The following is a 19,905-nucleotide window of genomic DNA, read 5'->3' as shown; positions in this document are numbered from 1 at the left end:
TGAACAAGCAATTACACGCATAAAGGCTAGAAGGGAAGTAATAAAAAGATGACGAAATCACAGTTTGGTGTTATCGGCTTAGCCGTAATGGGCAAAAATCTTGCCATGAATATTGAAAGCAGAGGTTACTCTGTATCCGTTTTTAACCGCTCACGTGAAAAAACGGATGAGATGCTTAGAGAAGTGGAAGGAAGAAATTTTAAAGGTACATATACACTTGAAGAGTTTGTGGATTCCCTGGAAAAACCGCGTAAAATCATGCTTATGGTTAAAGCAGGCGGTCCGACAGATGCGACAATTGAGCAGTTAAAGCCTTTATTGGATAAAGGGGATATTCTGATTGATGGCGGAAATACCTTCTTTGTGGACACACAGCGCCGCAATAAGGAATTAAGCGAGCTGGGCATCCACTTCATCGGTACAGGAGTATCCGGCGGTGAAGAAGGCGCATTAAAAGGGCCTTCGATTATGCCTGGCGGCCAAAAAGAAGCCTACGAGCTGGTTGCCCCGATTTTTCAAGATATCGCGGCAAAGGTTAGTGGTGAAGCATGCACAACATACATCGGTCCGGATGGGGCAGGCCATTATGTAAAAATGGTCCACAACGGCATTGAATACGGTGATATGCAGCTGATTTCCGAATCTTATTTTCTTTTGAAAAATGTGCTTGGCTTGACTGCTGAGGAGCTTCATGAAGTATTTGCCGATTGGAATAAAGGTGAGCTTGACAGCTATCTAATTGAAATCACGGCTGATATCTTCACGAAAAAAGATGATGAAACCGGCAAGCCGCTGGTAGATGTCATTCTTGACACAGCTGGCCAAAAGGGAACCGGCAAATGGACAAGCCAAAGTGCGCTTGACCTCGGTGTACCGCTTCCAATCATTACTGAATCCGTATTTGCCCGATTCATTTCTGCTATGAAAGAAGAGCGTGTCAACGCAAGCAAAGTTCTGCGCGGGCCAGCCGCATCGGAATTCGCCGGCGATAAAAAAGCCTTTATCGAAAGTGTCCGCAAAGCCCTTTACATGAGCAAAATCTGCTCATACGCACAAGGCTTTGCTCAAATGAGAGCAGCATCCGAAGAATATGGATGGGATCTTAAATACGGCGATATTGCTATGATTTTCCGCGGCGGATGCATTATCCGTGCCCAATTCCTTCAAAAAATTAAGGAAGCATATGACCGTGAGCCTGGTTTAAAGAACCTGCTTCTTGATCCGTATTTCAAGGAAATCGTGGAAAGCTACCAGGATGCTACCCGTGAAATTATCAGTACGGCTGTGAAAAACGGCATCCCTGTACCATGCTTCTCTGCTGCGCTGTCCTATTATGACAGCTACCGCACAGAAACTTTGCCTGCTAACCTTCTTCAGGCACAGCGTGACTACTTTGGCGCACACACTTATCAGCGTACAGACAAAGAAGGCATCTTCCATACCAATTGGATGGAGTAATATAAAAACAGCGTCCAAAAGGCGCTGTTTTTTTGTATTGCAGGAAGCTGAATTATGGCATTCACTAAACGACCCCCCTGCCGCGGCAGGGGGGTCGAAAATTATTTAGCATTGTTCAACATCAAGGTCTGTTACTGGCCACCAGAAGAAACCGTCTTTTTCAAGCAGCTGGTCTGCTTCGTTTGGACCCATTGAACCGGATTCGTAGTTAGGGAAGCCGCCTTCTTTAGTGTTTTCCCATACGTCGGAAATTTTGTCGACAAAACTCCAGGAAAGGGCCACTTCATCCCAGTGGGTAAAGTTGGTTGCGTCTCCTCGCATGCAATCATATAATAGCCTTTCATAGGCCTCAGGCGTATTCATATCATCGATGCCTTTGTTGGCAAAGTTTAATTTTACTGGTGTGGCTTCCATGTTTTGACCTGATTTTTGTGCATTCAAATAAAGGGTAATTCCTTCTTCAGGCTGAATATGGATGACCAGAAGGTTCGGATTTAACGTTTGCTCAGTCTGATAATATAAGTTCATCGGAATATCCTTGAACTGGATAACAATTTTCGTTGATTTTGCAGCCATTCTTTTTCCAGTGCGAATGTAGATTGGCACACCTGCCCAGCGGAAATTGTCAATCATCAGCTTGCCAGCAACATAAGTTTCGGTGTTTGATTGTTCATCCACCATCGGTTCTTCATTGTAAGCGGGGACTTCCTGTCCGTTTATTTGGCCTTTTCCATATTGGCCGCGGACAAAGTATTCTTTCACCTGATCCCCTTCAAGCGGACGCATTGCTCTTAATACCTTCACTTTTTCAGATCTGATCTCATCCGTTGTCAGCCGGATTGGAGGTTCCATTGCCAGGAGGGCAACCATTTGCATCATATGGTTTTGAACCATGTCACGAAGAGCACCGCTTTTTTCATAGTAACGGCCGCGTTCTTCTACACCCAATACTTCGCTTGATGTAACCTGGATATTTGAGATGTAGCGATTGTTCCATAAAGGTTCGAAAATGGCATTGGCAAAACGGATAACTTCAATATTTTGCACCATATCTTTTCCTAAGTAGTGGTCAATCCGGTATATTTCATTTTCTGAAAAAGCTTTTCGAATTTGCTTGTTAAGCTGTTTCGCTGATTCCAAATCATGACCAAAAGGCTTTTCAATGACAAGACGCTTAAAGCCGTCCACATCCGTCAGGCCATCGGCTTTTAAATGCTCTGCGATGGTTCCAAAAAATTCAGGAGCCATGGCGAGGTAGAAAATGCGGTTGCCTTCAAGGGAATAATGAGTATCCAATTTTTCGGCCATACTCTTTAATGCCAAATAGGAGCTTGAATTCGTCACATCATGCGAATGGTAGTAAAAATGAGAAATAAAATCATCAAGTTCTCCATTATCTTTAATAGCTGACTCAACAGAGGTTTTGACACTTGCCTGAAATTCATCATTCGAGAGCGGCCTTCTGGCAATCCCGACTACCGCGAAACGTTCAGACAGCCTGCCTTTTTTGTACAAGCGGTAAAGTGAGGGAAACAATTTCCTTTTTGCCAAATCCCCCGTTGCCCCAAATATCATTATTAATGCGGTCGGTTTTTCGTTTGATTTCACGATTCTAGAACCTCTTTTCGACAAATTTCTGTATGTAAGGCTGGACTGACATTTGTCCGCCAGCAGCTTTAGAAAAAGCTGTTATATTGCATTCGAAAAAAAACGTCTGTACAAGTATAAAATTGTATCTGTTTAAAGCTATTTTCGCAAATATTAAGTTTGTCCTTTTTAACATAGTTTCTTTCTAAAGGCCAGGAACTATCCTGTCAAATAAAACAAAAACCAATTGTTTTAGAATGAATTCCGAGGATGCTATGGTATATTGTTTATATTCGAACTGGCAAGGCCTGACAGGTTTTTAATCCGAACTGCCGGAAAGGAGGCTGTTTTTTTCAATGGATGTTTTTTTCTTGGGTACGGGTGCGGGAATTCCAGCAAAACTGAGGAATGTATCTTCGATGGCTTTAAAGCTCCTGGATGAAAGAGGGTGCATTTGGCTTTTTGACTGTGGGGAAGCTACTCAGCACCAAATATTACATACAAGCATTAAACCGAGGAGAATTGAAAAAATCTTTATTACCCATCTTCATGGAGATCATATTTATGGCTTGCCCGGATTGCTGTCCAGCCGCTCTTTTCAGGGCGGTGATACTGAGGTGACTCTCTATGGACCAAAAGGGCTGAAAGAATATATTGAAGTCTCGCTCTCTGTCAGCGGTACATACCTGAAATACCCTTTGAAAGTTGCTGAAATCAGTGATGGCACTATATTGGATGAAAAAGACTTTAAGGTGGAAGCGCGCTTGCTCGAGCACGGGATTCCTTCATATGGCTACCGGGTCACTGAAAAGGACCGTCCGGGAACATTGCTCGCGGATAAGCTTGCCGAAGCGGGAATCAAACCGGGTCCAATATATAAGAAAATAAAAAATGGCGAAAACATAGAGCTTGAGGATGGGCGTATTCTGGAAGCAAAGAACTTTCTGGGCCCTGCTCAAAAGGGAAGAATTATCACGGTTCTGGGAGATACCAGAATCTGTGATGCGGCAATTGAATTAGCTGCTCATGCTGATCTATTAATTCATGAGGCAACCTTCTCGCAAGGGGAAGAAAAGCTTGCATACGATTATTTTCATTCGACAACCCTGCAGGCTGCCAAAGTCGCTCGCAAGGCGAACGCAAGGAAACTTTGCCTGAATCATATCAGTTCACGATATGAACGCCAGGATTGGGAACAGCTTGTGAAGGAATCGCAGACAATTTTCCCCAATACGGTAATGGCTGAGGACTTTAAAGAAATTCATATACCGCTTGATAAAGGAGAGGAGAATTAATTGAAAACTTTCTATATCGTGCGCCATGCAAAGGCTGAGGGCCAGCCTTTTTCCGCTAAATTGACAGAAAGCGGAAGGGAACAGGCGTTAAAACTAGTTGATTTCTTTAAAGGCAAGGAAATTCATCGCATATACTCAAGCCCTTTTGTGCGGGCGATTGAAACTATCCGGCCGCTCGCACAGTCGAGAAAGCTTGAGATTGTTGAGGAAAGCCGTTTGGGGGAAAGGGTGCTTAGCTCCATTCTTTTTGATGATTGGCAGGAGAAGCTTAAGCAAAGCTTTTCCGATTTTGATCTGGTTTTCGAAGGTGGAGAATCCCATTCGTCAGGTATGGAACGAGCTGCTTCCCTGCTGGGTGAATTAATTGCTTCTAAAGAAAATCATTTCGTTCTGGTCAGCCATGGCAATTTATCCACTTTGCTGCTGCGCTATTTCGATGAAAATGCAGGCTTCGAGCATCTTATGAAGATGAGCAACCCGGATGTTTTCGAAATTAAGGCAGATAGTGAGGGTGCGGTTTGGAGGCGGATTTGGAACGAAAAGTAATGACTTGAAAAATTGAATTTTTCAAATTTGGCATTGACGGTTTCCTGCAGGCATAATATAATCACACTTATACTTTAAAACATTATATTAAAAAGCTATGAAGAGACTCTATTAAGTCTTATCTCCCTGTTTATAGAGAGCCAGTGGATGGTGGAAACTGGCACAAAGATAAGATGAATTTCATCTTGGAGCTTTTCTTTTCTGCAATATAGCAGAAAAGACGGTTAATCCGTTATATTTCGAGTGGAAAGTCACATGCTTTCAAAAAGGGTGGTACCGCGTGAATCTGATTCGCGTCCCTTTTGAAGTAGGTGGCTTTTTTGTTTTTTTGGAAGAATATCTTAAAATGGAAATCCGGCCGGTTTCTATTAAGAACAGCTGCAGGCACCGTTTATTGGAGTCTTGAGCTAGACAGTTATTGAATTTCGGAACTTTAAACTTTCTTATTTTTAAATTATGGAGGTACAGGCATGCAGCAAAATGAGCAATGGTCATCGAAGATTGGATTTATTTTAGCCTCGGCCGGTTCGGCAATCGGACTTGGAGCTATCTGGAAGCTTCCGTATGTGACGGGAACAAGCGGCGGCGGAGCATTTATATTATTATTTCTGCTATTTTCCCTTTTAATTGGTTTTCCGCTTTTGCTGGCTGAGTTTGTGATCGGCCGCAGCACGGGGAAAGAGGCAATCTCGGCATATAAGGATATTGCTCCGGGAACTAAGTGGCACTGGATTGGCTACCTTGGCGTATTTACCTGTTTTCTGCTTTTATCGTTTTATAGTGTGATAGGCGGGTGGATTCTGAAGTACATTGTTTACGGGGTTACCGGTTCTATGAATGGAGCCGGCAATTACGAAGAGCTATTTGGCGCATCGGTGTCAGACTCTGTGTCTGTTGTAGCGGCACAAGGGATCTTCCTATTCATAACTGTTTTAGTGGTGGCTAAGGGCATCCAGAAGGGTATCGAGCAGGTCAGCAAAATTATGATGCCGGCTTTGTTCGTTTTATTTATTATCTTGATTGCACGATCTCTAACATTGGATAATGCCATGGAAGGCGTCTCATTCTTTTTAAAGCCTGATTTTTCAAATTTAACATCTGAAACTGTCCTTTATGCGATGGGTCAATCATTTTTCTCTCTAAGTGTCGGGGTATCGGTAATGGTAACGTACAGCTCTTATCTATCTAAAAATGAAAATCTGATGCAGCCGGCCTTTTCCGTTGTCGGAATGAATTTATTTATTTCAATTCTAGCCGGATTGGCTATTTTTCCTGCAGTTTTCTCACTGGGATTTGAGCCTGCTGCAGGTCCTGGTTTATTGTTCATTGTCCTGCCATCTGTTTTTGATCAGATTCTGTTTGGACGAGTTTTCTTGCTTCTATTCCTTGCACTGTTTTTATTTGCAACCTTAACTTCCGCTTTTTCAATGCTCGAGATTGTGGTGGCTGCTCTGACGAATAAGAAGGGCAGTGGAAGAAACCGTGCAGCATGGCTGACAGGATTGGCAATCTTTATCGTGGGAGTCCCATCGGCACTTTCCTTCAGCAGCCTATCAGATATTTCAATTTTCGGCAAAACGATTTTTGACAGCGCTGATTTTCTTGTCAGCAATGTATTAATGCCGGTAGGGGCGCTGTTCATTTCTATTTTTGTTTCATACAAAATGAAGGTGGACCTGCTGAGAAATGAATTAATTCAAGGTTCAAAATCGCTGAATGGGATCTTTTCCGTGTGGTATTTCCTTCTGCGTTATGTGGTGCCTTTGGTCATCATCATTGTATTCCTTGATTCACTGCAGATTATATAAGAGAAAAGGGATGGTGGTTCACCATCCCTTTTCTCTTTATATTTTAACTTAAATCCATCCGCGCTCATATTGCTTAGGCGGTTCAATTGCTGCCCCAAGTTCCTTTGCTGCCGTACGAGGCCAGTAAGGATCTCTCAGCAATTCCCTCGCAATGAATATTAAATCTGCCCGTCCGTTTTGCAGGATTTCTTCGGCCTGCAGGCCGGATGTAATCAGCCCGACCGCACCAGTCTGAATATTGGCACCTTCCTTAATGGTTTCAGAGAATTTGACCTGGTAGCCCGGGTAGCTATTTATTCTAGCCGGCACTACTGCTCCGGAACTTACGTCAATAAGATCCACTCCCTGCTCCTTCATCCATTTGCCCATTTCTGCATAATCCTCTGCAGTTAACCCTTCATCATGATAATCATGTGCTGATACTCTAACAAATAAAGGCCCATCCCAAACCGTTTTAACTGCTTCAATGACTTCACGGAGGAAACGGTATCGGTTTTCGGCTGATCCCCCATACTCATCACTTCGCTTATTGCTTAGCGGTGAAAGAAACTCATTAATCAGGTAGCCGTGTGCCGCATGGATTTCAATTACTTCAAAGCCGGCTTTTTTCGCTCTTTCAGCACCTCTTTTGAATGACTCTACAGTTTCGGACACCTCTTCTTTTGTCATTTCTTTAGGCGTTTTCATTTTTTCATTAAAAGCAATAGCCGATGGAGCGAGAATTTCCCCTTCGACAGTCGCTTTTCTGCCGGCATGTGCAAGCTGTATCCCGGCTGATGCCCCGTGTTCTTTCATTAGCCCGGTTAATTCTCTCAGGCCTGCGATATGGTCATCGTTCCATATTCCCAGATCCTGCGGAGAAATACGTCCCTGCGGAGTTACAGCAGTTGCCTCCAGGATGATTAATCCCACCTGGCCAACAGCCCGGCTCGTATAATGTGTCCGGTGCCAGTTTTCAACCATGCCGTCTTCATTATGGCTTGAGTACATGCACATCGGGGCCATAACAATTCTGTTCTTAAAGGTGATTCCTTTAATTGTTAAAGGGGAAAAAAGCTTTGTTTCCATAATCAATGCCTCCTTATTTCGCTATCCTAAATATTAAGTATATCAGGCGATTCGGCAAATGAAAAAGAACATGCACTTAGGAAGGTGTTTGCTCACTTCAGCGTTTATTCCTGAGTTCGCTTAATTTATATAATGTACCTCTCCAGACTATACCGCCCCTTACAAAGGTTAGAATGCTGGCACGGAGTATGGAATAAATAAACAGGAGAGCTGTAATTGGAAATACAACAAACAGAAGCGGAGAAAATTTGGACATTCTTTTTGTAATGATTGTATAAACAACTGCTAAAAAAGTGATGTTTGCAAGGCTTAAACTGAAAATAACTTTTTCGGCTGAAAAAATGGTGATAAAGGGAAGCACCTGAGAAATGAATGTGCCGGCAATGGCAAACAGAACCATGCTAACCCGGTAATGAAGGCCAGCAAATGTATTTTTCTCCATTCCTTTGAAGGCTTCTTTTAAGCTTTCATACCATTCAACTTCAATCAGGTCCATCGCCGTTGCAAATTTCTGTTTGAGACCATTTTGTTTTATTCTCATTCCCAGCATTAAATCATCATCTGGCCTCATTTTTATTGCTTTATGTGTTCCGATTGCTTCATAGGATTGCCTGGATACCATGTTAAATGCCCCAATGCCAATGCCGGTTTTGGAACGCTGATTGTTCGCCAGCCAGGGGCGTTTATAATAGGAAAAGCCGAAAAGAAAAAAAGCAATGAATGTATTGAGCCAGAAACTCCTTCCTGCCAAGCTCGGTGCCGCCGTTAAATGGTCAAGGTCATTCTTATTAAAATAATGAACCGCCTTGCTGAGGGCATCCTTTTTAAATAACACATCGGCATCTGTGAACAAGATTAATTCCCCTGATGACTCTAAATATCCCTTGTAAAGGGCATGATTTTTTCCAAGCCACCCACTGGGGAGCGTCTTGATATTGAGACACTTAACCCTTGAATCACGCTCCTGGAGGCGGTCCATGATCCTCCCCGTGCTGTCTGTTGAACGATCATTGACCAATATCCATTCAATGCGTTTGTAGCTTTGCTGCAGCTGGGTTTTTAAGCTCTCCTCAAGCCTGGCTTCTTCATTCCTTGCCGCTGTTATGACAGAAAGAAGAGGGCCTTCAGTCATCGTATCGCTATCTTCAAGGCGGTCCAGGCTTTTTAGTCCCAGAGCGGCATCAATTAGTACTGCAATCCATACAAGGAGACTTGCGCTTAATAGAATAATGAGCATTGCAGGTTCTCATCCTTTTTTCATAGTTTGCATTAAGAAGGCGTATTTACAGGGGAGATGCCCCGGCTAAATTTTCACTGTGCTGCTGAAGCTTTGGCCAAGCCGCCTGGATTGGGCTGTCGCTTCTTTAATGCATTCAATAAAGGCTTTCTGCACACCGTTCGCTTCAAGAACTTTTACACCTGCTTCGGTAGTGCCGCCGGGACTTGTTACTTCCTTCCTAAGCTGCTGAGGATCCTTGGCTGACCTGGCCAGCATTTCGGCTGCCCCTATGAGGGTCTGGATGATGAATTCTTTCGCCATCTCCTTTTCGAGCCCGATTTCTTCCGCGCTTTTTTCCATGGCTTCCGCAAGATAGTAAATATACGCCGGTCCGCTGCCTGACAGGCCTGTTACGGCATCCAGCTGACTTTCCTCTACAAACGCTGACTTTCCCACTGTATCAAAAATGCTTCTTACTGCTTCCATCTGTTCTTTGGTCACTCTTTCATTAGCCGATAACGCGCTGGCGGACTTTCCGACGGCTGCCGATGTATTCGGCATGGCTCTCACGACTGGCAGCTTTTTTCCGCCAAACGTTCAATGCTTTCGATTGAAACCCCAGCCAGAACGGAAATGATCAGCATATCTTCCTGTAAATAAGGTTTTATGAGAGTGATGGCATCCGCTGCATCTTTTGGCTTCATCGCTAAAATAACAGTTTCAGCACCACTGAACAGGTCGCTGAGATTATAAGTAGTCTGAACGCCATAGGCTTTTTGCATGGATTGCAGCTTTTCCCTGCTGCATTTGTTTGTGACCCAAATATTGCTGCCGGTAATGAGCCGGCTTTCAATCATTCCTGATATTAACGCTTCTGTCATTGATCCTGCCCCAACAATAGCTAACTTTTTCATTTGCTGTTATTCCTCCTTTATTGTTCATAATGCCGGCTGACTAAAATAAAAAAGCCTTTCCATCCAGTAAAGGACGAAAAGACTATGCTTCCGCGGTACCACCTTCATTGCCTTTTCCTTCTTGGTGCAGCATGCCTGCTGCATCCGCTGTCTTTGAAAAGGCATCTCGATCCCGATAACGCCGGGGGTGCGTTTAGGTTTTCCTAACAGCTCATAAGGCAGGTTCAATGGTCAAGTGGACTGTGAAGCCTTTCAGCCGCTGAGCTTCACTCTCTTTCGCCGTTTTCCATTTACTAATCTTATTCATCGCTATTTTTCTGCTGTCCATATTCCAGCTTTGGTCTGTGGAAATCAAATTTTAATTGTGATTATGCAAGAAGACACGCTTATTTGTCAAGCGGTATTTCCCAAAAAAATATTAATAATGCGCAAAAATTATGTGAAAATAATGACAATTAGCAAAAAGAACGGTACACTTATTTTTATATATGAAGATTTCTAAATTTTGTTATGGAATTTCAGTAATTTGTACGCATGGCAAATACTTATATTTTAAGGGTGAAACAGGGTGGTTATCTTAAGGGCATATGGACTGTATGACTTGGATGGCCAGCGGAAGTATATAAAAAAAACAGCTTTATTTTATTTAAATATAGTGATTTTAGGGGGATTGTTAAAATGGCAGATTGGAAGGATGGAATTGCAAAACTTGTTATCCCGACACCTTTTCCTGTCGGTGACGTTAATGTATATGCAGTAAAAGGGGAAAAGCTGACTCTTGTGGACGCCGGCCCTAAAACGGATGAAGCGTGGGAAGCTCTAAAATCCCAGCTTAAAGAGCTGAATTTAACTCCCGGTGATTTTGAACAGGTTGTCCTTACACATCATCATCCCGATCATGCCGGGCTGCTTGACTTTTTTCCAGACAGTCTCGATGTGTTCGGGCACCCGGTTAATCAAAGGTGGCTGTCCCGGACGGACCAGTTTCTAAAATTTCATGATGAATTTTACATAAAACTGTTTAACGAATTTGGGATTCCTGAAAGCTATTTTTCTTTTATAAACAAGATGAAAAAGACTCTGCGCTATTCCTGCAATCGTACCCTGACGGGCGAACTGAAGGAAGGCAGCCAGCCTGAAGGGATGGACGATTGGACGGTAGTGGAGACGCCTGGGCATGCACAGAGCCATATAGGTTTGTTCAGGGAGAAAGATGGTGTATTCCTTGGAGGAGACCATTTGCTTGCACACATTTCTCCCAATCCCATCCTGGAGCCGCCGCTTCCCGGCAATTCGGAACGGCCGAAGCCGCAGCTTCAGTATAACGAGTCGCTGAAAAAGCTGCGGCAGCTGCCAATATCCCTTTTTTACTCTGGACATGGAGAGGATATTACAAATGTGAATGAGTTAATAAACGAAAGGCTTGGCCGCCAGCATGAGCGGGCAATGAAAGTAAAGGCATGGCTTGAGTCTGAGTCACTCACTGTTTTTGAAGTGTGCCGCCGCCTTTTTCCGAAAGTTTATGAGAAGGAGCTTTCCCTGACGATTTCCGAAACGGTCGCGCAGCTTGACTATTTGCATTCAATAGGAGAGATTTATATAAATAAAGAGGAGGAAGCATTCTTGTATTCCGCATCAAAAGAGGTGGTTTGATTTGTCAGACAGTTTGAAAAATAAAAATGTGATTATCACAGGTGCATCTGGAGGGATTGGAGCCCAAATGGCTGTTCTTTGTGCTGAGAGGGGAGCAAACCTTGTCCTTCTTGCCCGCAGCCTTGACAAATTGCAGGAACTGCAGGCAGATTTGCAGAGGCGTTTTTCAGTGGATGTTTACATACGTAAACTCGATGTTTCGGACACTGACGAAGTCTCGGCTGTTTTTTCCGAAGTACTTGCGCGGTTTGATCGCATAGATGTTCTTGTTAATAATGCCGGGTTCGGAGTTTTCCGTGAGGCGCATGAAGCAAAAGTTGAAGAAATAAAGGAAATGTTTGATGTAAATGTAGTTGGTTTAATGGCTTGCACCAGCATGGTGCTGCCGGTGATGAGGAAACAGAGAAGCGGCCATATTATCAACATCGCCTCACAGGCGGGCAAAATTGCCACACCGAAATCCAGTATCTATTCTGCAACCAAGCATGCTGTTCTTGGCTATACGAACAGCCTTCGCATGGAGCTGGCTGACAGCAATGTCTTTGTGACTGCTGTTAATCCCGGACCGATTGAGACAAACTTCTTCAATATTGCCGATGAAAAAGGCACATATGTGAAAAATGTCAGCAAGTATATGCTTAAGCCCGAGTATGTGGCGCTTAAAGTAGTCAATGCCATGCTGATGCCAGTCAGGGAAATTAATCTCCCGCGGTGGATGAATGCGGGAAGTATTGTCTATACACTTTTTCCAGGACTGTTCGAAAAAATTGGAAAACGTGCATTCAATCAGAAATAAGAAAAGCGGAAGCGCCTTGCCCACCCCCGACAAGCACAAGACGAGCCCCCGGAAAGGCGTTCTTTGCCTTTTTGGGAGGATTGGCTTGTGACCTCGAGGGGGTAGGCGCTGGAGCTAGACAGTTATTGACGTTCAAAAATTTATACTGTCTTATCTTATAAGAAAGCAGCTGCAGCCAAATCCCTGCAGCTGCTTTTTTATTCTTTAAAAATAAGGTGAGCCCGTAATATACCCGTATACCACATCATTTACTATTTCATGCAGCTCGCTGTCTGCTTCTTTATTTTTCTCCTTTATGACTTTATTGAATATCTCTGCAAATTCCCTGCTTTCAAACGTAATGGAATGGCTGTCCTCGTTATATTGCTTTAAACAGTTTTGAACCATTTTATATATCAGTTTTTTGTTCATTATTTTTGCACCTCAAGCTGATTATACTGGTTTCTGGTCATATCGGCACCTGGCAAAAGAACCTGTTTTAAGAAAAATCGCGTAAAATTTCCATTGAAACCGAACGCATATTCGCTTAATATATTGGGTATACATATATATAGAACAAATGTTCTTGGTTATTTTTATTTGGATTCGGGCGCTGCCGACCTGCATAAGCCGGTGCGGCGCCTTGCGCTTTTCTGAAGGAGGATGTCGAAGTCATGGTTGATTACAGCACAATGCCGAATAATCAAATTTTGTGTGTTGATATGAAGAGCTTTTATGCAAGCTGTTCTGCTGTCATGCTTGGTCTGGATCCCCTTGACTGCTATCTTGTGATTGCGGGGAATGTGGAACGGAAGGGCAGCGTTGTTCTGGCTGCCTCTCCGCGAATGAAAAAAGAGTTTGGGATAAAGACAGGGGCCCGCCTTTTTGAGGTTCCTAATGACCCGCGCATTAGAATTGAGGAGCCGAAAATGGCGACTTATTTAAGAATCTCCACTGAAATCACCAGGGTGTTTAACCGTTATGTCCCCAAGGAAGCCATCCATACGTACAGTGTCGATGAAAGTTTTATAAAAGTAGACGGCGCAGTGCATCTCTGGGGTGATGCCCGGACAATTGCCTGGAAAATAAAAGATGATATTGAACGGGAATTTCAGCTCCCCTGTGCCATAGGAATAGGGCCTAATTTGCTTATGTCAAAGCTCTGCCTGGATCTTGAAGCGAAAAAAAAGGGAGTTGCTGAATGGACGTATGAAGATGTGAAAACAAAGCTGTGGAATGTATCCCCTTTAAGGGAAATGTGGGGCATCGGCCGCCGTGTTGAAAAGACATTGAATGGAATGGGGATTTTTACAGTAGGACAGCTTGCCCGCTATGATTTGGCTAAGCTTGAAAAAAAGTTTGGGATTATGGGCAATCAGCTCTATCACCATGCATGGGGTATTGATCTGTCGGAAATAGGGGCACCGATCATGGAAGGGCAGATCAGCTTCGGGAAAAGCCAGATTTTACTGAGGGATTACAAAGAGGAAAAGGAAATTAAGCATGTGGTCCTTGAGATGTGTGAGGAAGTGGCAAGAAGGGCCCGCAGCCACCGTAAAGCCGGCAGGACCATCAGCTTTGGCCTTGGCTACAGCCAGGATGAATTCGGAGGAGGCTTCTACCGCTCAAGGACAGTTGACCAGCCAACCAATATTACGATGGATCTTTACCGCGTCTGCCTCGAGCTTTTTGACGAGAATTATGAGGGCAAAACAGTGCGTCAGATTTCCATTTCCCTCGGCAATATTACGGATGACTGCGAAATGCAGCTGAATCTGTTCGATTTGGATGGCTGGAAAAAAAGGGAGCTCGGCTACACAGTGGACCGGATCCGCTCCAAGTTTGGAGGGGGAGCTCTGCTGAGAGCCGTCTCTTATACAAGCGCAGGAACCGCCAAGCACCGTGCGACATTGGTTGGCGGCCATAAAATGTAAAAGGGGGTCAGCTTATGATTCGCGATCGGGGCAGAATAAAATGGACTTCTATGATGCTGCCGGAACATGTAAAGCTCTTAAGAGACTGGGCAGAGGAAGATACGTACGAGCAAGAGCGGGAATTGGATGAGCAGAAATTTGAATATATGAATGAAATTCTTTCAGAGGCAATGGAATTTCAAAAAAGCGTTACACTTACTCATTACAGGGGCAGGAATTATGAACTCGTCATCGGGAGCATCCATTATTGGGATGAACTTGGCCAAAAGCTTCATATTGTTGATCGATTTGGGGAAATTCATCATATTTCCATTAACGCTATAGCGGATGCGCGGTTCACTTGATGAATAGAGATGTCTGAACTGGATGAATTTAAAACGGGTAGTTTTTGGACGCGGGAAGCATCTTAACAGCAGGGAGGTGTATGAAATATGCCTAGAGGAAAAGAACTGGAACAGCTGCCGATGGCTAATATCGCACCAGGGGCCGGAGAAGACAGTACGGACAGGGACCGGGAACTGCTTCAAGGGATTGTACAGGATGAAAGAGCAACACCCGCAGGAATAAAAAATGAAAAAAAACGGGGATAAGTCCCCGTTTTCCACCCTTATTGCTTGTCATCGAGAGCTTTCTCCGCACGGACACAGGATTGAAAAGTTCCTTTATGAGTGCCATCACAAAATGGGATTTTCGAGGATCTTCCGCAGCGGCAAAGGGAGAAGGTTTGTTTTGTTTCAAATTTATTGCCATCCATATCGATTAATTCTACATCACCTGTTACACGAAACGATCCATTATCCATTACTTTAATCTGCGCCTTTGACATATCCAATCATCCTTTCACAATTTTGGTGGCTGAATAAGCAACTGTCTCTTTCAGAAGCATGTTATTCCTATCTGTGTTAAAATACAGCATATGCAAAGGGGAGGTAGTTTTAAAACATGGAAATTGCATTAACTGAATTGGCGGCAGAAAAATTATCGGGACGCATTGCCGGCAAAGATGGATTTATAAGGCTTAAGTATGATATAGATGGCTGCGGCTGTGTTGTAAGCGGAGTGACGGCACTCTGGCTTGTTGACGAGCTTGATGATGATGACAGGGAAATCAAAACGAACACTGGCAGCATATATGTGGAAAAATCAAAGGAAGTATTTTTAGATGACGATTTGATAATAGACTTTTCAGAGAAGGCAAACTGCTTTCAGTTAAAAAGTCCGAATCAGTATTTAAACCCGAGAATGAGCTTTATTGATAAAACAAAATAAATGATGTAGCAGGCGGCCGCTATGGGATGGCGGTCTTTTTTAATTAGTACATAGGTAAAAATACCCTTCCAAAATTCTGGAAAATAAGGTTTTAATATATTAGTAAAAGGTTACAGGCTAAATAGAATAACGAAGATGTTTGTCATTATGGGTGAAGAGAGTGCTGATTGGGGGAGATTTGAATGAAGCAGAACTATCTGTTATTTTCGCTGCTGGCAGCTTTCCTGATGTTGTCAGGGTGCAGTACAGCAACAATGGGCCAGGCGATTGATGATGGAATTCCATTCAATGTAAAAGAAATCTTACATAAAGAAAAAGTAAAAGATGGAGTTATTCTCCTGTATTTAACGCAGCAGAATGATGGACACAATGAGGTCGAGGCCATGGCAGCCGCCTATTTGAAAGGCAGTGACAAAAAAGGCTGGAAAAATGAAGGCCATAACCATTGGGAACATTATGAGAATGAACATATGACCGTTTATACAGATACTTTTTATGATTATGATAAAGAAGGTAATTTAGAAAACAGATTGCCGGTAATTTTTGGTGAGATTCAAAGCGGGGATATTAAAAAAGTAGAAACAGCCGGCAAGGAAGAGAAATTTGAAGAAGCGGCAATTATTAAAAAAGAAAACAAACGCTATTATTTTAAAATGGGAGATTTTCATACTGCAAGAGGACTGTCTGAAGACGGCAAGGAAATCATAAAGAAAAAGAAAAATTAGAGGATCTTATATGAAACAGCTGGCTTACATTGAAGCCAGCTGTTTCTATTGTGATAAAGCATCTTTGCTGTTGACATACTGATCCAAAAACTCGTCGATGACTTTTTCATAGTCTTCTCTGTTTTCATTGAAGGATTGAGCATGGATCCCATTGACAGCAAGGTAAAATTGTTTAGGACCTTTTTTCTTCTCGTACAAAGCCTCGGACATGGTCGGCAAAATAAAATCGTCTTTTTCACTGTGAATGAACAGGATAGGTTTCTTTATATTTTCAATAACAGAAATAGGCGATACATCTGCAATGGAGTATTTCTCACGCATCCGCAGAAATAGATCAGCGACAGGCAAAAAGAGCTTTGGCGACAGCTTCATCTCTGCTTTTAAACGGTAAGCCAGCTGCTCTTTAAAGTCTGAAAAAGGGCAATCGGCGATGTAAAAGTCTGCACCGTCTTCGAGCATTCCCGCATAGAGGATCATTGTAGCAGCTCCCATGCTTTCGCCATGAATGCCAATCTGAATATTTGGCCCTTTTTCGGCTTTAAGCCAATCAACAATTGCTTTTAAATCAAACTTTTCATAATGCCCGTAACTTGTCGTTCTTCCTCCAGATTCTCCGTGGCGGCGATGATCATAGATAACCGCATTAAATCCCCGGTCCAAAAAGAGGTTCATATATTTAATCGAGTTCATTTTATTTTCCGTAACCCCGTGGGAAATAACAATATAGCGACTATTTTTATGTGGTTCGACAGCCACGGCTTTTAAGTTATAGCCAAATGGGGAGGGAATAAGCACGTCTCTCTTTGGCAGGCTTTCATACTTGATAAGATCAAGTCTGCCGGACTCCTTCTCCCTTTCTAAAATATAGCCATCTTCCTTCTTTTTCATAAACATAAGCCTATTTGTAAAATAGACGCCGAGTGATGAAAGAAAGAGAACGATGGAAAATAAATAACGTAAAAACCTTCTCAAACCCATCCCTCCATCTTTTTTTCTTTATTTTACCATTCTGGATAAAATTAAAACAGAGATGTGAGCCGGGACATGCTGAAATTTCATGAGGGGCTCTACGCATAAAAAAAAGCCGCTATGCAGCGGCTCATTGCTTTGCGTTTTGTCTTTTAGTTGGATGTATTGCTTTTTCCAATTCCTCGGCAGCAATCGTCTGGTTTACTGTATCGGAATTCGGCTTCCCCTTCTGGCTATATCCTTTATCGCGTTTTTGGCTCATCGGATTATCCCCCTTCTAATAGGCTGCAGCTGAATTGAATTCGTCAGCTGCTTTAGCAGTTGCTTCATCTAATAAGATGCTATAAGAAAGGGCGTATTATTCATCCTAAGAAGCAGCTATTGAACTGTTTGAGCGTTCAGCCTGAAATAGGTGCTTTCAATCGGCCTGGAAAGATGAGGCTGAACAATTTTTACCGCTTCCATTAATTGATCAAGGTTAACATTGGTTTCAATTCCCATACGCTCAAGCATATAAACAACATCTTCAGTTGCCGCATTGCCTGCAGCGCCAGGGGCAAATGGGCATCCGCCAAGTCCTCCGGCGGAAGTATCAAATCGGTCGACACCTGCCTGTAAGGCTGCAAAGATATTGGTAAGGGCCATTTTTCTTGTGTCATGGAAATGAGCAGTCAGCAGGGTATTTGGAAACTCTTCTTTTAAACGGGAAAAAAGTCCATACGATTCATGGGGAGCAGCCATCCCGATAGTATCTGCTACGCTTAATTCATCAGCCCCTGCGTCAACAAATTGACGGCATAGCCCAACTGTATCTTCAGGGTTGATTGCTCCTTCATAGGGGCAATGAAATGCCGTAGAGATGCAGGCGCGGACAAAGTAACCTTTCTCCTTCAGTTCTCCGATAATCGGCTTTAGTTCATCCATGCTTTCCTGAGTGGGTTTATTGATATTCTTGTTATTAAATGTATTGCTTACACCGACGAAAACGGCAACGGCCCGGCATTCAGTCATATATACCCTGTCAATGCCTTTGCGGTTTGGGGCCAGCACGATATCCCTTGTATTTGCATCAAGGCAATCTGCCGTAATTTCAGTCGGCATCCCCCATCTGCGGGACCCACTTCGGAGACACAAATGAAGTAAGCTCCAACTCTGTTAATCCTGCATTTTTTAAACTTTTAATAAAGTCTTTCTTGACTTCCGTGGGTACAAAGGACTTTTCATTTTGCAGTCCATCCCGCGGGCCCACTTCAATAATTGTTACTTTATTTGGAAATGCCAGCGTCATGTTTTCAGCTCCCGTTTCATATTTTAAATCGTGTATGGTAAGCGCTTTCTTAAAAATTGCTATATGCCTTAAATTTATTGTAGTAGGAAAGTATTTTTGATTGCAAGAATAATAAAAATTTTGACAAAATAAAAGGAATTTTGGGATCTTGGCACGAATATAAGCAGAGAGATGTTTTGAAAGGATGAGAGAGATGACACAAACAGAGGTCGTAATAGTCAGCGCTGTCCGGACAGCAATCGGCAGTTTTAATGGAAGCCTTAAAGGTGTATCAGCACCAGAACTTGGGGCGATTGCGATAAAAGGCGCTCTTGAAAAAGCAGGTGTAACACCGGATCAGATAGATGAAGTAATCCTGGGAAATGTCCTGCAGGCAGGTCTGGGCCAGAATCCGGCAAGGCAGGCAGCTCTTAAAGCGGGTCTTCCTGAAAGCGTTTCCGCAATGACGATTAATAAGGTCTGCGGTTCCGGGCTGAAGGCAGTTCATTTAGCTGCACAGGCCATTTTAGCAGGTGATGCTGAAGCGGTGATTGCTGGCGGCATGGAGAATATGAGTCAGGCTCCTTACATAATGAAAAATGCAAGAAATGGCTTTAAAATGGGAGATCAAAAGCTTATAGATTCGATGATATCAGACGGGCTCTGGTGTGCATTTAATGATTACCATATGGGAGTTACTGCTGAGAATCTCTGCTCGAAATACGAGCTGAGCCGGGAAGAACAGGACGAATTCGCCGCAGCCAGCCAGGAAAAGGCGGCAAAGGCAATTGAAGAAGGAAAATTCAAAGATGAAATCGTTCCTGTTGAAATTCCTCAGCGAAAAGGGAATCCGATTGTTTTTGATACAGACGAGTATCCGAAAAAAGGGACGACTGCTGAAAAGCTCGGAGGCTTGCGCCCGGCGTTTAAGAAGGACGGCAGCGTAACAGCCGGAAATGCTTCCGGGATTAATGACGGGGCTGCTGTATTGCTGGTTATGAGCAGAAAGAAAGCAGATGAACTGGGGCTTAAGGCCTTAGTGACGATTAAAGGAAATGCAAGTGCAGGTGTGGATCCAAGCATCATGGGCATTGGCCCTGTTGCAGCCGTAAAAAAAGCGCTTGAAAAGGCATCTGTTCCCATGGATGAATTGGAGCTTATTGAAGCAAACGAAGCATTTGCAGCCCAGTCGCTCGCAGTTGACAGGGAGCTTCGTTTTAACAAGGAGATTCTGAATGTAAATGGCGGAGCAATTGCACTGGGACATCCAATCGGCGCAAGCGGAGCAAGGATCCTGGTAACTCTTATTCATGAGATGCAAAAAAGACAGGCAAAGAAAGGCCTTGCGACTCTTTGCATTGGAGGAGGCCAAGGGGTAGCCACAGTGGTGGAGCTTGCATAGAAAACTTCAAAAAAGT

The 19,905-nt window shown here is 43.4% G+C and carries 19 protein-coding genes, 2 pseudogenes and 2 other annotated features; of the genes and pseudogenes, 12 read left to right on the top strand and 9 right to left on the bottom strand.

The window, feature by feature from the left end; genetic code table 11:
• Nucleotides 1-48: 48 nt before the first annotated feature.
• Complete coding sequence (gndA, locus tag ACXAD1_RS17600; protein WP_370224765.1) at nt 49-1,458, top strand: NADP-dependent phosphogluconate dehydrogenase; 1,410 nt, start codon at nt 49-51, stop codon at nt 1,456-1,458.
• Nucleotides 1,459-1,563: 105 nt separating this feature from the next.
• Here gndA and zwf read toward each other — a convergent pair whose 3' ends face one another.
• Nucleotides 1,564-3,066: a glucose-6-phosphate dehydrogenase gene (zwf, locus tag ACXAD1_RS17595; protein ID WP_206838409.1), complete on the bottom strand. Its 1,503-nt coding sequence runs from the start codon at nt 3,064-3,066 to the stop codon at nt 1,564-1,566.
• A gap of 335 nt (nt 3,067-3,401) precedes the next feature.
• Between zwf and rnz the strand changes: the two genes are divergently transcribed.
• The 3 genes from rnz (at nt 3,402) to ACXAD1_RS17580 (ending at nt 6,694) form a co-directional block, all read left to right on the top strand.
• Nucleotides 3,402-4,340, top strand: a complete 939-nt coding sequence (gene rnz, locus ACXAD1_RS17590) for a ribonuclease Z (protein ID WP_206838407.1) — start codon at nt 3,402-3,404, stop codon at nt 4,338-4,340.
• Nucleotides 4,341-4,886 carry a histidine phosphatase family protein gene (locus tag ACXAD1_RS17585; protein ID WP_370224766.1) on the top strand — a complete coding sequence of 182 codons (546 nt, stop codon included), beginning with the start codon at nt 4,341-4,343 and terminating at the stop codon, nt 4,884-4,886. It begins immediately after the preceding gene.
• 88 nt (nt 4,887-4,974) lie between these two features.
• Nucleotides 4,975-5,190: a binding site (T-box leader), on the top strand.
• Between the two features lie 166 nt (nt 5,191-5,356).
• A complete protein-coding gene (locus ACXAD1_RS17580) occupies nt 5,357-6,694 on the top strand; it encodes a sodium-dependent transporter (RefSeq protein ID WP_370224767.1) in 1,338 nt (445 codons plus the stop codon).
• Between the two features lie 48 nt (nt 6,695-6,742).
• Here the strand turns inward: ACXAD1_RS17580 and namA are convergent, their stop codons facing one another.
• The 3 genes and pseudogenes from namA to proC form a co-directional block, all read right to left on the bottom strand.
• A complete protein-coding gene (gene namA / locus ACXAD1_RS17575; RefSeq protein WP_474910670.1) occupies nt 6,743-7,762 on the bottom strand; it encodes an NADPH dehydrogenase NamA in 1,020 nt (339 codons plus the stop codon).
• 97 nt (nt 7,763-7,859) lie between these two features.
• Nucleotides 7,860-8,999 (bottom strand): glycosyltransferase family 2 protein, encoded by a 1,140-nt coding sequence (locus ACXAD1_RS17570; protein WP_474910669.1) that lies wholly within the window; start codon nt 8,997-8,999, stop codon nt 7,860-7,862.
• A gap of 66 nt (nt 9,000-9,065) precedes the next feature.
• Nucleotides 9,066-9,895 (bottom strand): annotated as a pseudogene (gene proC, locus ACXAD1_RS17565) (pyrroline-5-carboxylate reductase).
• 66 nt (nt 9,896-9,961) lie between these two features.
• Nucleotides 9,962-10,211: a binding site (T-box leader), on the bottom strand.
• 362 nt (nt 10,212-10,573) lie between these two features.
• On the opposite strand from proC, the gene ACXAD1_RS17560 reads away from it, so the two are divergent.
• Together ACXAD1_RS17560 and ACXAD1_RS17555 are read left to right on the top strand one after the other, a co-directional pair.
• Nucleotides 10,574-11,548 carry an MBL fold metallo-hydrolase gene (locus ACXAD1_RS17560; protein WP_206838395.1) on the top strand — a complete coding sequence of 325 codons (975 nt, stop codon included), beginning with the start codon at nt 10,574-10,576 and terminating at the stop codon, nt 11,546-11,548.
• Between the two features lies 1 nt (nt 11,549).
• Nucleotides 11,550-12,344, top strand: a complete 795-nt coding sequence (locus tag ACXAD1_RS17555; RefSeq protein WP_206838393.1) for an SDR family NAD(P)-dependent oxidoreductase — start codon at nt 11,550-11,552, stop codon at nt 12,342-12,344.
• A gap of 204 nt (nt 12,345-12,548) precedes the next feature.
• On the opposite strand, the gene ACXAD1_RS17550 is transcribed toward ACXAD1_RS17555, so the two are convergent.
• Nucleotides 12,549-12,755 carry a YqzH family protein gene (locus ACXAD1_RS17550; protein ID WP_370224771.1) on the bottom strand — a complete coding sequence of 69 codons (207 nt, stop codon included), beginning with the start codon at nt 12,753-12,755 and terminating at the stop codon, nt 12,549-12,551.
• A 242-nt stretch (nt 12,756-12,997) separates the two neighbouring features.
• Between ACXAD1_RS17550 and ACXAD1_RS17545 the strand changes: the two genes are divergently transcribed.
• From ACXAD1_RS17545 to ACXAD1_RS17535, 3 genes are all read left to right on the top strand, one after another.
• Nucleotides 12,998-14,257: a Y-family DNA polymerase gene (locus ACXAD1_RS17545; protein ID WP_474910668.1), complete on the top strand. Its 1,260-nt coding sequence runs from the start codon at nt 12,998-13,000 to the stop codon at nt 14,255-14,257.
• Nucleotides 14,258-14,271: 14 nt separating this feature from the next.
• The gene (locus ACXAD1_RS17540) at nt 14,272-14,601 is read left to right on the top strand and encodes a YolD-like family protein (RefSeq protein ID WP_206838389.1); all 330 of its coding nucleotides are present in this window, start codon (nt 14,272-14,274) and stop codon (nt 14,599-14,601) included.
• Between the two features lie 87 nt (nt 14,602-14,688).
• On the top strand, nt 14,689-14,847 hold the full coding sequence (locus ACXAD1_RS17535; RefSeq protein ID WP_206838387.1) for a hypothetical protein: 159 nt from the start codon (nt 14,689-14,691) through the stop codon (nt 14,845-14,847).
• A 17-nt stretch (nt 14,848-14,864) separates the two neighbouring features.
• On the opposite strand, the gene ACXAD1_RS17530 is transcribed toward ACXAD1_RS17535, so the two are convergent.
• Nucleotides 14,865-15,083, bottom strand: coding sequence for a CDGSH iron-sulfur domain-containing protein (locus tag ACXAD1_RS17530; RefSeq protein ID WP_206838385.1), 219 nt, complete (start codon nt 15,081-15,083; stop codon nt 14,865-14,867).
• 116 nt (nt 15,084-15,199) lie between these two features.
• On the opposite strand from ACXAD1_RS17530, the gene ACXAD1_RS17525 reads away from it, so the two are divergent.
• On the top strand, nt 15,200-15,526 hold the full coding sequence (locus ACXAD1_RS17525; protein WP_206838383.1) for an iron-sulfur cluster biosynthesis family protein: 327 nt from the start codon (nt 15,200-15,202) through the stop codon (nt 15,524-15,526).
• A 182-nt stretch (nt 15,527-15,708) separates the two neighbouring features.
• Entirely contained in the window at nt 15,709-16,251 is a 543-nt protein-coding gene (locus tag ACXAD1_RS17520) for a hypothetical protein (RefSeq protein WP_474910667.1), read from the top strand.
• A 45-nt stretch (nt 16,252-16,296) separates the two neighbouring features.
• On the opposite strand, the gene ACXAD1_RS17515 is transcribed toward ACXAD1_RS17520, so the two are convergent.
• The 3 genes and pseudogenes from ACXAD1_RS17515 to ACXAD1_RS17505 form a co-directional block, all read right to left on the bottom strand.
• Complete coding sequence (locus tag ACXAD1_RS17515; protein WP_206838380.1) at nt 16,297-17,223, bottom strand: alpha/beta hydrolase; 927 nt, start codon at nt 17,221-17,223, stop codon at nt 16,297-16,299.
• A 127-nt stretch (nt 17,224-17,350) separates the two neighbouring features.
• Complete coding sequence (locus tag ACXAD1_RS17510) at nt 17,351-17,482, bottom strand: hypothetical protein (protein ID WP_269082991.1); 132 nt, start codon at nt 17,480-17,482, stop codon at nt 17,351-17,353.
• 116 nt (nt 17,483-17,598) lie between these two features.
• Nucleotides 17,599-18,508: pseudogene (locus ACXAD1_RS17505) on the bottom strand (hydroxymethylglutaryl-CoA lyase).
• A 193-nt stretch (nt 18,509-18,701) separates the two neighbouring features.
• On the opposite strand from ACXAD1_RS17505, the gene ACXAD1_RS17500 reads away from it, so the two are divergent.
• Nucleotides 18,702-19,889, top strand: a complete 1,188-nt coding sequence (locus ACXAD1_RS17500; protein ID WP_206838376.1) for an acetyl-CoA C-acetyltransferase — start codon at nt 18,702-18,704, stop codon at nt 19,887-19,889.
• Nucleotides 19,890-19,905 lie beyond the last annotated feature (16 nt).

Source organism: Cytobacillus sp. ABV4_503 (genome assembly GCF_056158445.1).
Note: the sequence above shows the minus strand (reverse complement) of the source record. Positions and strands in the feature narration are given on the sequence as shown.

Coding starts and splice junctions, on each gene's coding strand:
- gndA (WP_370224765.1), top strand. CDS start 49: ATGACGAAATCACAGTTTGGTGTTATCGGCTTAGCCGTAATGGGCAAA.
- rnz (WP_206838407.1), top strand. CDS start 3,402: ATGGATGTTTTTTTCTTGGGTACGGGTGCGGGAATTCCAGCAAAACTG.
- ACXAD1_RS17580 (WP_370224767.1), top strand. CDS start 5,357: ATGCAGCAAAATGAGCAATGGTCATCGAAGATTGGATTTATTTTAGCC.
- namA (WP_474910670.1), bottom strand. CDS start 7,762: ATGGAAACAAAGCTTTTTTCCCCTTTAACAATTAAAGGAATCACCTTT.
- ACXAD1_RS17570 (WP_474910669.1), bottom strand. CDS start 8,999: ATGCTCATTATTCTATTAAGCGCAAGTCTCCTTGTATGGATTGCAGTA.
- ACXAD1_RS17560 (WP_206838395.1), top strand. CDS start 10,574: ATGGCAGATTGGAAGGATGGAATTGCAAAACTTGTTATCCCGACACCT.
- ACXAD1_RS17550 (WP_370224771.1), bottom strand. CDS start 12,755: ATGAACAAAAAACTGATATATAAAATGGTTCAAAACTGTTTAAAGCAA.
- ACXAD1_RS17545 (WP_474910668.1), top strand. CDS start 12,998: ATGGTTGATTACAGCACAATGCCGAATAATCAAATTTTGTGTGTTGAT.
- ACXAD1_RS17540 (WP_206838389.1), top strand. CDS start 14,272: ATGATTCGCGATCGGGGCAGAATAAAATGGACTTCTATGATGCTGCCG.
- ACXAD1_RS17535 (WP_206838387.1), top strand. CDS start 14,689: ATGCCTAGAGGAAAAGAACTGGAACAGCTGCCGATGGCTAATATCGCA.
- ACXAD1_RS17530 (WP_206838385.1), bottom strand. CDS start 15,083: ATGTCAAAGGCGCAGATTAAAGTAATGGATAATGGATCGTTTCGTGTA.
- ACXAD1_RS17525 (WP_206838383.1), top strand. CDS start 15,200: ATGGAAATTGCATTAACTGAATTGGCGGCAGAAAAATTATCGGGACGC.
- ACXAD1_RS17520 (WP_474910667.1), top strand. CDS start 15,709: ATGAAGCAGAACTATCTGTTATTTTCGCTGCTGGCAGCTTTCCTGATG.
- ACXAD1_RS17510 (WP_269082991.1), bottom strand. CDS start 17,482: ATGAGCCAAAAACGCGATAAAGGATATAGCCAGAAGGGGAAGCCGAAT.
- ACXAD1_RS17500 (WP_206838376.1), top strand. CDS start 18,702: ATGACACAAACAGAGGTCGTAATAGTCAGCGCTGTCCGGACAGCAATC.